This is a genomic window from Enterobacterales bacterium endosymbiont of Anomoneura mori (assembly GCF_047159375.1).
Classification (GTDB): Bacteria; Pseudomonadota; Gammaproteobacteria; order Enterobacterales; family Enterobacteriaceae_A.
On the sequence record NZ_AP031381.1, the window covers coordinates 52,181 to 65,263 of the forward strand.

The 13,083-nt window shown below is 18.6% G+C and carries 12 protein-coding genes and 4 tRNA genes; 8 read left to right on the forward strand and 8 right to left on the reverse strand.

Features of this window, described 5'->3' with window-relative positions; all coding sequences use genetic code 11:
- Position 1: 1 nt before the first annotated feature.
- The 5 genes from rplK to ACMCL3_RS00275 all read right to left on the reverse strand — a co-directional run bounded on the left by rplK (position 2) and on the right by ACMCL3_RS00275 (position 1,380).
- A complete protein-coding gene (gene rplK, locus ACMCL3_RS00255) occupies positions 2-430 on the reverse strand; it encodes a 50S ribosomal protein L11 (RefSeq protein ID WP_412728807.1) in 429 nt (142 codons plus the stop codon).
- Between the two features lie 125 nt (positions 431-555).
- A complete protein-coding gene (secE, locus tag ACMCL3_RS00260; protein WP_412728808.1) occupies positions 556-924 on the reverse strand; it encodes a preprotein translocase subunit SecE in 369 nt (122 codons plus the stop codon).
- A gap of 190 nt (positions 925-1,114) precedes the next feature.
- Positions 1,115-1,186: transfer RNA gene (locus ACMCL3_RS00265), tRNA-Gly, on the reverse strand.
- A 27-nt stretch (positions 1,187-1,213) separates the two neighbouring features.
- A tRNA-Tyr gene (locus tag ACMCL3_RS00270) sits at positions 1,214-1,295 on the reverse strand.
- A 12-nt stretch (positions 1,296-1,307) separates the two neighbouring features.
- Positions 1,308-1,380: transfer RNA gene (locus tag ACMCL3_RS00275), tRNA-Thr, on the reverse strand.
- 138 nt (positions 1,381-1,518) lie between these two features.
- On the opposite strand from ACMCL3_RS00275, the gene ACMCL3_RS00280 reads away from it, so the two are divergent.
- The 3 genes from ACMCL3_RS00280 to tadA all read left to right on the forward strand — a co-directional run bounded on the left by ACMCL3_RS00280 (position 1,519) and on the right by tadA (position 5,237).
- Complete coding sequence (locus ACMCL3_RS00280) at positions 1,519-3,981, forward strand: DNA topoisomerase (ATP-hydrolyzing) subunit A (protein WP_412728809.1); 2,463 nt, start codon at positions 1,519-1,521, stop codon at positions 3,979-3,981.
- Positions 3,982-4,131: 150 nt separating this feature from the next.
- Positions 4,132-4,731 carry a 16S rRNA (guanine(966)-N(2))-methyltransferase RsmD gene (rsmD, locus tag ACMCL3_RS00285; protein WP_412728810.1) on the forward strand — a complete coding sequence of 200 codons (600 nt, stop codon included), beginning with the start codon at positions 4,132-4,134 and terminating at the stop codon, positions 4,729-4,731.
- A gap of 38 nt (positions 4,732-4,769) precedes the next feature.
- Complete coding sequence (gene tadA, locus ACMCL3_RS00290; RefSeq protein ID WP_412728811.1) at positions 4,770-5,237, forward strand: tRNA adenosine(34) deaminase TadA; 468 nt, start codon at positions 4,770-4,772, stop codon at positions 5,235-5,237.
- 3 nt (positions 5,238-5,240) lie between these two features.
- Here the strand turns inward: tadA and eno are convergent, their stop codons facing one another.
- Entirely contained in the window at positions 5,241-6,542 is a 1,302-nt protein-coding gene (gene eno, locus ACMCL3_RS00295; protein WP_412728812.1) for a phosphopyruvate hydratase, read from the reverse strand.
- A gap of 285 nt (positions 6,543-6,827) precedes the next feature.
- Here eno and rpsL point away from each other — a divergent pair, with 285 nt between their 5' ends.
- The 5 genes from rpsL to grxD all read left to right on the forward strand — a co-directional run bounded on the left by rpsL (position 6,828) and on the right by grxD (position 11,505).
- A complete protein-coding gene (rpsL, locus tag ACMCL3_RS00300; RefSeq protein WP_412728813.1) occupies positions 6,828-7,205 on the forward strand; it encodes a 30S ribosomal protein S12 in 378 nt (125 codons plus the stop codon).
- A 42-nt stretch (positions 7,206-7,247) separates the two neighbouring features.
- On the forward strand, positions 7,248-7,718 hold the full coding sequence (gene rpsG / locus ACMCL3_RS00305; protein WP_412728814.1) for a 30S ribosomal protein S7: 471 nt from the start codon (positions 7,248-7,250) through the stop codon (positions 7,716-7,718).
- A gap of 35 nt (positions 7,719-7,753) precedes the next feature.
- The gene (gene fusA / locus ACMCL3_RS00310; RefSeq protein ID WP_412728815.1) at positions 7,754-9,865 is read left to right on the forward strand and encodes an elongation factor G; all 2,112 of its coding nucleotides are present in this window, start codon (positions 7,754-7,756) and stop codon (positions 9,863-9,865) included.
- 42 nt (positions 9,866-9,907) lie between these two features.
- Positions 9,908-11,095, forward strand: coding sequence for an elongation factor Tu (tuf, locus tag ACMCL3_RS00315; protein ID WP_412728816.1), 1,188 nt, complete (start codon positions 9,908-9,910; stop codon positions 11,093-11,095).
- A gap of 89 nt (positions 11,096-11,184) precedes the next feature.
- The gene (grxD, locus tag ACMCL3_RS00320; protein WP_412728817.1) at positions 11,185-11,505 is read left to right on the forward strand and encodes a Grx4 family monothiol glutaredoxin; all 321 of its coding nucleotides are present in this window, start codon (positions 11,185-11,187) and stop codon (positions 11,503-11,505) included.
- 4 nt (positions 11,506-11,509) lie between these two features.
- Here grxD and dnaN read toward each other — a convergent pair whose 3' ends face one another.
- The gene (dnaN, locus tag ACMCL3_RS00325) at positions 11,510-12,610 is read right to left on the reverse strand and encodes a DNA polymerase III subunit beta (RefSeq protein WP_412728818.1); all 1,101 of its coding nucleotides are present in this window, start codon (positions 12,608-12,610) and stop codon (positions 11,510-11,512) included.
- 39 nt (positions 12,611-12,649) lie between these two features.
- Positions 12,650-12,722, reverse strand: a tRNA-Lys gene (locus ACMCL3_RS00330).
- Positions 12,723-13,083 lie beyond the last annotated feature (361 nt).

Consider the following 13,083-nt stretch of genomic DNA (forward strand, 5'->3'; position numbering starts at 1 on the left):
TTTATCCTTTTATAGTTAATCCAATAGAAATAGCAGTTCCTTTGATAGAATTTATATTTGATTCTATATTTGAACCAGTCATATCTTTAGATTTAATTTTTGCTATATCTTTTAATTGTGAATAAGTAATATTTCCTACTATATTTTTATTAGGTTTATTTGAACCTATTTTTAATCCTATCTTTTTTTTAATTAAAAAAGAAGTTGGTGGAGTTTTAATAATAAATGTAAAAGATTTATCTGAATATATAGTAATAATTACTGGTATAGGTATACCTTTTTCCATATTATTAGTTATATTATTAAATTTTTTACAAAAATCCATAATATTTAATCCTTTTTGGCCTAATGCAGGTCCAATTGGAGGGCTAGGATTTGCCATTCCTGCTAATACTTGTAATTTTAAAAAAGATTTAATTTTTTTTGACATTTTAATATACCTTATTTAAAAAATAATTAAATAATTTATAATATTTAATAAAAATATTTTTTTTATGTTTATATAATAAATATTTTACTTTTTTAAAATTTTAATTTATATTATTTTTTTAATATTCAAAATTTAATTATTGAATTAATTAAATAATATATAATATTATCAAATAAATATAAAATAAATGAAAAAAAAATAATAAATATAGTAATAATTAAAGAGTTATATAATACTTCTAAAAATGTTGGAAAAAATATTTTTTTAATTTCAAAATATATTTCATTAAATATCAATGATATACTTTTTTTATTTAATATTTTAATAGTTAAAATAACATTTATAATTACAATTGTTGAAAAAAATAAAATATTAAATAATTTATTATATTTATTATAAATATATAAATTAATTAATAATATAATAAATATTGTTAAAAATAACTTAAAATTTAATTTATTTTTAATATTATAAAAATATTTATTTATTTTCATAAACCCTTACATATTTAAATAATTTATTAATATTAAATTTTTAAAAAATTATTATTTTTTTTTAAAAGGAAAAAAAAATGTTTTTAATTAAATTAATTAAACTTTTATTTATTAGAAATAATTAAATAAAAATATTTTATGTTAATTATTAAAACAAATGTTTTGTTATTGAAGATTATTTATTTTAAAAAGCGGATAATGGGAATTGAACCCATATCATTAACTTGGAAGGCTAATATAATAACCTTTATACTATATCCGCATATATATAAAATAATGTAATAGTAAATGGTGGGAGAAGGATTCGAACCTTCGAAGTCTTTGACGGTAGATTTACAGTCTACTCCCTTTAACCTCTCGGGAATCCCACCGAATTATAAATATGCCGGCTACCGGAATTGAACTGGTGACATACTGATTACAAATCAGTTGCTCTACCTACTGAGCTAAGCCGGCATATTTATATTTTTTTAAAAAAATATTTTTACAATTGTAATATATTTTAAAAATAAAATCAATATTTAATATTTTAAAATTATATTAATTGAATTAATTTATTGAATATTTAATATTTAAATATTTTAAAGGAAAAAATTGTTAAATAATAAAAAATATTTTATAAATATAGAAAAAGAACTTAAAAAATCATATCTTGAGTATGCTATGTCAGTAATTATTGGTAGAGCTTTACCAGATGTTAGGGATGGTTTAAAACCAGTACATCGTAGAATTTTATATGCAATGTATAAAATGAATGAAAAATGGATTAAAACATATAAAAAATCTGCAAGAATTGTTGGTGATGTTATTGGTAAATACCATCCCCATGGGGATAAAGCTGTGTACGATACTATTGTTCGTATGGCTCAAACATTTTCTTTAAGATATACATTAATAGATGGACAAGGTAATTTTGGTTCTATTGATGGTGATAATGCTGCCGCTATGAGATATACTGAAATACGTATGTCTAAAATTACTTTTGAATTATTATCTGATTTAGAAAAAAATACAGTAGAATTTGTTAATAATTATGATAATACTCATTTAATTCCAGTAGTTTTACCTACAAAATTACCAAATTTATTAATTAATGGGTCATCTGGAATTGCTGTTGGTATGGTAACTAATATTCCACCTCATAATTTATCTGAAGTGATTAATGCCTGTTTAGAATATATTAAGAACAAAAATATTACTATAAAAAAATTAATGAAATATATTCCAGGACCTGATTTTCCTACATTTGGTATAATTTATGGTATTGATGAAATTAAAAAAGCTTATAAGACTGGTAAAGGAAAAATTATAATAAGAGCAAAAATAAAATTACAAAAAAATTTAAAAAATAAAGTCATAAAAATTATTATAAATGAATTACCTTATCAAGTAAATAAATTAATTTTAATTAAAAAAATTTCTAAATTAATTAAAAATAAAACTTTAAAAAATATTAAAAATTTAAATGATGAATCAGATAAAGATGGTATGAGAATTGTTATAAAACTTAAAAAAAATGCTATATATAAAAAAATTATAAAAAAATTATATTTATTAACAAAATTAGAAACTTTTTTTAATATAAATATGGTTGCTTTATATAAAGGACAACCTAAATTATTAAATTTAAAAAATATTTTAGAAGCTTTTTTAAATCATCGTCGTGAAATTGTAACAAGAAGAACAATTTTTTTATTAAATAAAATTAAAGAAAGAATACATATTTTAGAAGGTTTAATTATTGCATTAATAAATATCAAAAATATAATTAAAATATTAAAAAAAGTAAAAACATTAAAAGAAGCAGAAATTTTATTATCTTTAAATACATGGAAAATTGATAAATTTATTTATATTATTAAATATTCTAAAAAAAATTTAATTTATCCTAATTGGTTAAATAAAAAATATATTATTAATAAAAAAAAATATTTTTTTACAAAAAAACAAATAAAAGCTATTTTAGAATTACGTTTACATAAATTAATTAGAATGGAATATCATAATTTAATCAATGAATATAAAAATATAATAATAAAAAGTATTGATTTATTAATAATTTTAAAAAATTCTAAATATTTAACAAATATTATAATTGAAGAATTAATATATTTAAAAAAAAAATTTGGTGATAATAGACGTACAATAATTAAATTTAACAATTATGATAAAAAAAACATATTTAATAAAAATATTATATTTTCAATATCTTATAAAGGATATATAAAATTAAATAAAATTAATTTAAATATTAAAAAAATTAAAATTAATTATCATGATTTATTACGTTGTTTTATATTAATAAATATTTATGAAAAAATTATATTATTTTCAAATTTAGGTTTTTATTATTTAATAGAAGTTGAAAAATTTAAAAAATATATTTTTAAACAAAATAATAAAATAAATAATTTTATAATATTAAAAAAAAATGAATATATTCAAAAAATTTTATCATTTAATATTATTAAAAAATATAATTTTTTAATTATTTCAACTATAAATGGTATAATTAAAAAAATTAATATAGAAGAATATTTAAAATTTAAATCTAAAATTAAAAAAATTATTGATTTAGATGAAAATGATAAATTATTAAATATTAATTGTATTAAATCAAATGATTATATAATTTTATTTACTTTATATGGTCAAATTATATATTTAAATGAAAATAAAATAAAAAAAAAAAATTATAATATAATAAATATTAAAAAAAAATTTTTAAATAAAAAAGATAAATTAATTTTTTTAATTATTAATAATGAAAAAAAAAGTAATTATTTAATTTTAACAGAAGATAATTATATTTATAAAAAAAATATAAATAATTTAAATAAAAATGAATTATTTTTTTTAAATAATAAAAAAAAAATAATTTCAATTATACATAATATTAATAAAAATTATATTATTTTAATTACTAATAAAAATAATATATTTAAAATAAATATTAATAATAACATTTTTGAAAATAAAAATAAATTTTTAATAATTAATAAAAAACAAAATGAAAAAATAATTTTTTTTGAAAATTATTCAAATATTAAAATTTAAATTAATTATTATTTTTAAATAACAAATTAAAATATTTTTATTATTTTAATTTTTTAAAAATTAAAATATTTTAAATAAATAATTTAAAAATTATATAAATATTTAATTAGTTAATATTTATAATAATTAATATAAATTCAAAATAATTTTATGTTAAAGTATAAAAAAAATAATTTATTTAAAATTAAAAAAAAAAAAATTGGAAAAATTAAAATAATTGGAGGTAAATGGAAAAATCGTAAATTATTTATTACTAATAATTATATTTTACGACCATCTATAAGTTTAATTAAGAAAATTTTATTTAATTGGTTAAATCCTTATATACAAAATTCAAAATGTATAGATTGTTTTGCAGGAAGTGGTTCATTAGGTTTAGAAGCATTATCTCGTAATGCTAAAAGTGTTTTTTTTTTAGAAAATAATATAAATATTTTTAAACAATTAAAAAAAAATTTAAATTTATTTAATTACTATAATAATGTAATTTATATTGATGTTTTTAAATGGTTAAATTTTAAAAAAATGAAATATTTTAATATTATTTTTTTAGATCCACCTTTTGGTAAAAATTTAATAAATAAAATTATTTTTTTATTAGAAAAAAAAAAATATTTATCAAATAAAACATTAATTTATATAGAAACAGAAAAAAAAAATATAATTAATTTTCCAAATAATTGGTATATTAAAAAAAAAAAAACTGTTGGAAATATTTCAATTTATCTTTGTTTATATTTAAATATTTAATTTTTTTTAAATAATTTTATTTTTTAAAAAATTAAAAAATGATAAATAATGATATTTATTGGATGGAAAAAGCATATAAAATTGCTTTATATGCTTATTATAAAGGTGAATTTCCTGTTGGATCAATACTTATTTTAAAAAATAAAATTATTAGTATGTCATATAACAAAACTATTAAAAATAATGATCCTACAGCACATTCTGAAATTATTGTTTTAAGAAATAGTGGAAAGATTTTTAAAAATAATCATTTATTAAATACAACATTATATGTTACTTTAGAACCTTGTATAATGTGTACTGGTGCTATAATTAATAGTCATATAAAAAGATTAGTTTATGGAGCTTCTTGTAATAAAATAGGGGCAATAAATTTTTTATTAAATACTTTAGGTAATTTAGGAACTAATTATAAAATTAAAATTACTTCTGGAATTTTATTTAATAAATGTCAAAATATTTTAAAAATTTTTTTTAAAAAAAAAAGAAAATTTAATTTTTATTAATATTTATTTTAATTTTTTAATTTCTTTTAAACCTTTAAAATGTGCTTTATTTTTTAAATTTTCTTCAATTCTTATTAATCTATTATATTTTGCTATTCGGTCTGTTCTACTTATAGAACCTGTTTTTATTTGACCTGCTGAAGTACCTACCGCTAAATCACAAATAGTTGTATCTTCAGTTTCTCCAGAACGATGTGATATTATAGTATTATAACCATATTTTTTAGCTATTTTAATAGTTTTTAAAGTTTCAGTAAGAGTACCTATTTGATTATATTTAATTAAAATAGCATTAGCCATATTATTTAATATACCTTTTTTTAATAAAATTGGATTAGTTACAAATAAATCGTCACCTACTAATTGTATTTTTTTACCCATAATTTTTGTTTGATATATAAAACCTTCCCAATCTGATTCATCTAAACCATCTTCTATAGATAAAATTGGAAATTTTTTTGTTAATTTTTTTAAAAAATCACTAAATTTTTTAGATGTATAAAAAATTTTTTTATTATTTTCATTAATTATATATTTTTTATTTTTATATAATTCTGAAGCTGCACAATCAATTGCAAAGGTAATATCTTTACCTAATTTATAACCAGATTTTTCAACAGCTTCAATAATTAAATTAAATGCTTCTTCATTAGATTTTAAATTTGGTGCATATCCACCTTCATCACCTACTGATGTAGACATTTTTTTATATTTTAAAATTTTTCCTAAATTATGAAAAACTTCTGCTCCTATTATTAAAGATTCTTTAAAAGTTTTTGCACTTATTGGTTGTATCATAAATTCTTGTATATCAATATTATTATTTGCATGTTTTCCTCCATTTATAATATTTATCATTGGTAAAGGCATAGAAAAAATTTTAGGTGTTTTATTTAATTCTGAAATATATTCATATAAAGGAATACCTTTATAAGAAGCTGCTGCTTTTGCATTTGCTAAAGAAACACTTAAAATTGAATTAGCTCCTAAATTTGATTTATTTTTTGTACCATCCAATTTAATCATTAAATTATCTATATTTTTTTGATTTAAAGAATTTTTTCCTATAATAAATTTTGAAATTTTTTTATTAATTATATAAACTGATTTCAATACACCTTTTCCAAAAAATCTTGATTTATCATTATCTCTTAATTCTAAAGATTCATAAGTTCCTGTAGAAGCTCCAGATGGTACTGATGCTATACCTATAAATCCACTTTCTAAATGAACTTCAGTTTCTATTGTTGGAAAACCTCTAGAATCTAAAATTTCGCGTGATATTACTTTTTTTATTTTAGACATTTTATCCTTTATATTAATTTATATTATATTAAATAATTAATATTTAATTTAAATTAATTATTTATTAATATTTTTTTAAAATATTAATTAGTTTATAATTTAAATAAAATCTAATTATATTATTATAATTAATAAATATAATATTTTTTAAAAATTTTTAAATATTATAAAAAAAATATCTTTTATAAATATTAAAATTAATTTTAAAATTATAAATTTTAATATTTAAAATTTATAATAATTTTATTTTATTTAATAAATTATTTTTAAAAAATAAAGGATTAAATGGTAACAATTAATCAATTAATTAGAAAACCTAGACATAATAAAATTTTTAAAAGTAATGTACCAGCTTTAAAAAAAAGTCCACAAAAACGTGGAGTTTGTATTAAAGTATATACTACTACGCCTAAAAAACCAAATTCAGCATTAAGAAAAGTTTGCAGAGTTCGTTTAACTAATGGTTTTGAAGTTACATCATATATTGGTGGTGAAGGGCATAATCTTCAAGAACATTCTGTAATATTAATTAGAGGTGGGCGTGTTAAAGATTTACCTGGTGTAAGATATCATACAATTAGAGGAAAACTTGATTGTAATGGTGTTAAAGATAGAAAAAAATCTCGTTCTAAATATGGTGTTAAAAAAAATATAAATAAATAAATTTTAAATTATATTTTTTATTATTTTAAAAAGGAATTTTTTATGCCACGTCGTAAAAATATTAAAAAACATAAAATTTTACCAGATTTAAAATTTAATTCAAAATTAATATCAAAATTTATTAATATAATAATGGTAAATGGTAAAAAAACAATTGCAGAATTTATAGTATATAATGCATTAAAAAATTTAGTTAATTTTACTAAAGAATTTTCTTTAGATGTTTTAATAAAAGCTATTAATAATGTAGGTCCAAAAGTAGAAGTAAAATCACGTAAAATAGGTGGAACTACATATCAAGTACCAATTGAAGTAAATTCTATAAGGAAAAATACTTTAGCAATTAGATGGATTATTGAATCTGCTCAAAAACAAAAAAATAAATCAATGTCATTGAAATTATCAAAAGAAATTTTTGATGCATCAAATAATAAAGGTTTAGCAATAAAAAAACGTGAAAATATACATAAAATGGCAGAAGCTAATAAAGCATTTGCGCATTATAAATGGTAGAATTTTTTATAAATTTTAAAATAAAGGAGTTAAAAATGTTAAGAAAAACACCAATTGAAAATTATCGTAATATTGGTATTAGCGCACATATAGATGCAGGAAAAACAACAACTACTGAACGTATTTTATTTTATACTGGTATAAATCATAAAATAGGTGAAGTTCATGATGGTACAGCTACTATGGATTGGATGGAACAAGAACAAGAAAGAGGAATAACTATAACAGCAGCTTCTACAACTACTTTTTGGTCAGGTATGTTAAAACAATTTAAACCTCATAGAATTAATATAATTGATACACCTGGACATGTTGATTTTACTATTGAAGTAGAACGTTCTATGAGAATATTAGATGGTGTAATAATTGTATTTTGTTCTGTTGGAGGTGTTCAACCTCAAACTGAAACTGTATGGAAACAAGCTAATAAATATAATGTTCCACGTATTGTTTTTATTAATAAAATGGATAGAATTGGAGCAAATTTTTTTAAAGTTATAAAACAAATTAAAGATAATTTAAATGCTGAACCTGTATTATTACAATTACCTATTGGAAAAGAAGAAAAATTTATTGGAATAATTGATTTAATAAAAATGAAAGCAATTATATGGAATAAAAATGATTTAGGAAATACATTTATTTACAAAGATATTCCAAATGATATGAAAGAAATATCTGAAAATTGGAATAAAAAAATAATAGAATCTGCAGCAGAAGTATCAGAAGAATTAATGCAAAAATATTTAGATGATAAAAAAATAAATGAAGATGAAATTAAACAAGCATTAAGAAAACGTGTAATAAATAATGAAATAACTTTAATTACTTGCGGATCAGCTTTTAAAAATAAAGGTGTTCAAGCATTATTAGATTCAATTATAGAATATTTACCATCTCCAAAAGATATTCCATATATTTATGGAATAGATAAAAATAAAAAAAAAATAAAACGTTTAACAAATGATAATGAATCATTTTCAGCTCTTGCATTTAAAATAATTACTGATCCTTATGTAGGTAATCTAACATTTTTTAGAGTATATTCAGGTAAAATTAATTCTGGTAGTGTTATATTAAATTCTACAAAATCTTTACGTGAAAGATTTGGTCGAATTTTACAAATGCATGCTAATAAAAGAGAAGAAATTAAAGAAATTTTTACTGGTGATATTGTTGCTGCTATAGGTTTAAAAAGTGTAACTACTGGTGATACTTTATGTGATATTGAAAATCCTATTATTTTAGAAAAAATGGAATTTCCTACACCTGTAATTTCTATAGCAGTTGAACCAAAAACAAAAGTTGATCAAGAAAAAATGGGAATTGCTTTAAATCGTTTAGCAAAAGAAGATCCTTCTTTTCGTGTAAATTTAGATTTAGAAACTAATCAAACTATAATTTCTGGAATGGGAGAATTACATCTTGATATAATAATAGATAGAATGAAACGTGAATTTAAAGTAGAAGCAAATATAGGAAAACCTCAAGTTGCTTATAAAGAAACAATTATTAAAAAAAGTATTAATATTGAAGGTAAATATATTAAACAAACAGGTGGTAGAGGACAATATGGTCATGTAGTTATTGATATTTATCCATTAAAATCAACTTTAAATTTAGAAAAATATGAATTTATAAATGATATTAAAGGAGGTGTTATTCCTAATGAATATATTCCAGCTATTAAAAAAGGAATTAAAGAACAATTAAAATCAGGACCATTATCAGGATATCCAGTTGTAAATGTAGGAGTTCGTTTACATTATGGATCATATCATGATGTTGATTCTTCTGAAATAGCTTTTAAAGTTGCTTCTTCTATAGCATTTAAAAAAGGTTTTAAAAAATCAAATCCAGTATTACTTGAACCAATTATGAAAGTAGAAATTGAAACACCAAAAAATAAAATAGGTGATATAATTGGTGATTTAATTAGACGTAGAGGAATTTTAAAAAGTCAAAAAAATAATTTAAACAATATTATTGTTTTATGTGAAGTACCTTTATCTGAAATGTTTGGATATTCAACAAGTTTAAGATCTTTAACTAAAGGAAGAGCTTTTTATTATATGGAATTTTTAAAATATGATTTATTACCTAATAATATATCAAAAAAAATTATAGAAAAAAGAGGATATAAATAATTTTTTATTTTAAATATTTATTTTTATTTTGAAAGGAAAAAATTGTCTAAAGAAAAATTTGAACGTAAAAAAATTCATTTAAATGTTGGTACAATAGGTCATGTAGATCATGGGAAAACAACTCTTACATCTGCAATTACTACAGTATTATCAAAAAAATTTGGAGGTATTGCAAAAGCTTTTGAGCAAATAGATAATGCTCCAGAAGAAAAAGCTAGAGGGATTACAATAAATACTTCTCATGTTGAATATAATACAAATATTCGCCATTATGCTCATGTTGATTGTCCAGGACATGCTGATTATATAAAAAATATGATTACTGGTGCTGCACAAATGGATGGTGCAATTTTAGTTGTTGCTGCAACTGATGGCCCTATGCCTCAAACTAGAGAACATATTTTATTAAGTCGTCAAGTAGGTGTACCTTATATAATAGTTTTTTTAAATAAATGTGATATGGTAAAAGACGAAGAACTTTTAGAATTAGTAGAAATGGAAATAAAAGAACTTTTAACAAAATATAATTTTCCAGGAGATAAAACACCAATAATTAGAGGCTCAGCGTTAAAAGCATTAGAAGGAGATAAAAAATGGATTGAAAAAATTTTAGAACTTTCTAATTGTTTAGATTCATATATACCTGAACCTAAGCGTTTAATTGAAAAAGATTTTTTATTACCTATTGAAGATGTTTTTTCTATTTCTGGAAGAGGTACTGTAGTAACTGGTAGAGTAGAAAAAGGAATTATTAAAGTAGGTGAAGAAATTGAAATAATAGGAATTAAGAAAACTATTAAAACTATTTGTACAGGTGTTGAAATGTTTAGAAAATTATTAGATGAAGGTAGAGCAGGAGAAAATATTGGTATTTTATTACGTGGAATTAAACGTGAAGATATTGAAAGAGGTCAAGTTTTAGCAAAACCTGGATCAATTAAACCTTATACTACTTTTGAATCAGAAGTTTACATATTAAATAAAGAAGAAGGTGGAAGACATACTCCTTTTTTTAAAGGTTATAAACCTCAATTTTATTTTAGAACTACTGATGTAACTGGTACAATTGAATTTTTAAATAAAAAAATTGAAATGGTTATGCCTGGTGATAATATAAAAATGTTAGTTACTTTAATTAATCCTATTGCTATGGATGTTGGTTTGCGTTTTGCAATTAGAGAGGGTGGAAAAACTGTTGGAGCAGGATTGGTTACTAAAATAATTTCATAATTTATTAAAATTTAATTTTTTTTAAGATTTAATAAATTTATTTCAAATTAATAATAATTTATAAATATAAATTTTAAAAATTATTTTTTATGAAAGTAATTGATCAAATAAAAAAACAAATAGATAACAATTTAATTTTAATATATATGAAAGGAACTCCAAAAAATCCAAGTTGTATATTTTCTGAAAAAGCTGTAAAAATTTTAAGTAAATGTTGTAATAAATTTGCTTATGTTAATATTTTAAAAAAACAATTTGTAAAATCTGAATTATTTAAATATTCAAATTGGATTACTTTTCCTCAAATATTTATAAATAAAGAATTCATAGGTGGTTATGATATTCTTAAATATCTTTATAAAACAGGTGAATTACAAAATGTAATTAAAAAAATTAAAAAAAATATTTAAAATTTTATATTATTACTGGCATTATAATATATAAATATTTTATATTTTTATTAAAATATTTTATTTGAATACTATTATCGTTATTTTTAATTAAAATATTTATATTTTTTTTTTTTAAATAATTTAATATTGGTAAGATATAATTTAAATTAATTCCAATTTTTTTTTTAGGTCCATTATAAATTATTTTTATATACTCTATAGCTTCTTCTTTAGGAGGTTTATGTGTTTTAATTTTTAATTTATTATTATTTAAAGTTAAATATACAATATTAAATTTTTCACTTGATAAAATAGAAACACGTTTTATTGCATTTTTTAAATTTTCAGAATTTATTTCAAAATTTTCACCTTCATTATCATTTAATATTTTTTTATAATTAGGATAATTACCATTTATTAATTTAGAAGTAAAAATTAAATTTTTTATATATATACGTATATTATTTTTTCCAATTTGTAATTTTAAATTTCCTTCTTTTAATATTTTTAATATTTCAAAAATTATTTTTTTTGGTATAATTATTGAACAAAAAGGTAAATCTTCTTTAATATATAATGTTGCAATAGATAATCTATGTCCATCTGAAGTAGTACATTTAATTATGTTTTTTTTAATTTCTAAATAAATATTATTTAAACAATATCTAATATCATTATTAGATATTGAAAAAAATGTACTTTTAATTATTTTTTTAAATATACATTGATTTAATTTAAATTCTAATTGAGTTAAAATTTTCCATTTATCTATATTTGGAAAATTATCAGCAGGTAATGTAGATAAACAAAATTTACTAAATTTTGATTTTATAATTATTAATTCTTTATTTAATTTTACTAATACTTCAGAATTTTTTGATAAATTTTTAAATATATTTATAAAATTACGTGTAGAAACTGTTATTCTACCATTTTCATTTTTTCCTAAAAGGTTAATTTTTGATATTACTTCTATATCTTGATTTGAATTTATTATAGTTAAAATATTATTTTTAATTTCTAATAAAATATTATTATATATATATAAATTATTAATATTTAATGTGTAATTTAATTGATGAATATTGTTTAATAATGTTTCTCTTTTAATTATAAATTTCATATTACTCCATTTTTATATTAAAATAAAATTATTTTAAAATGGGTCGTGCGGGATTTGAACCTGCGACCAATTGATTAAAAGTCAACTGCTCTACCGACTGAGCTAACGACCCAATTTTTTTTTATAAATATATTATAACATAAAAAAAAAAAATTGCAACTAATATTTATTATTTAAAAATTTATTATATTTAATATTAAATAATATTTTTTTATTTTATATTTAAAACTATTTAAATATTTATAATTAAAAATAATTAAACAAGTTATAAATATTTTTAATTAAATGCTTGACATTAAAATAAAAAAATAATATAATATTAATTCAAAAGTTTAAATAAATATTTTTTATTTAAACTTTTGGGTAATTTGTGGGCACTCACAGAAAATTTTAATCTCTTTTGAGATTTATTTAATTTTTTATATACAGTAAATAAACATGTAAATTATGAATTAGAAATAAAAAATGTTTTA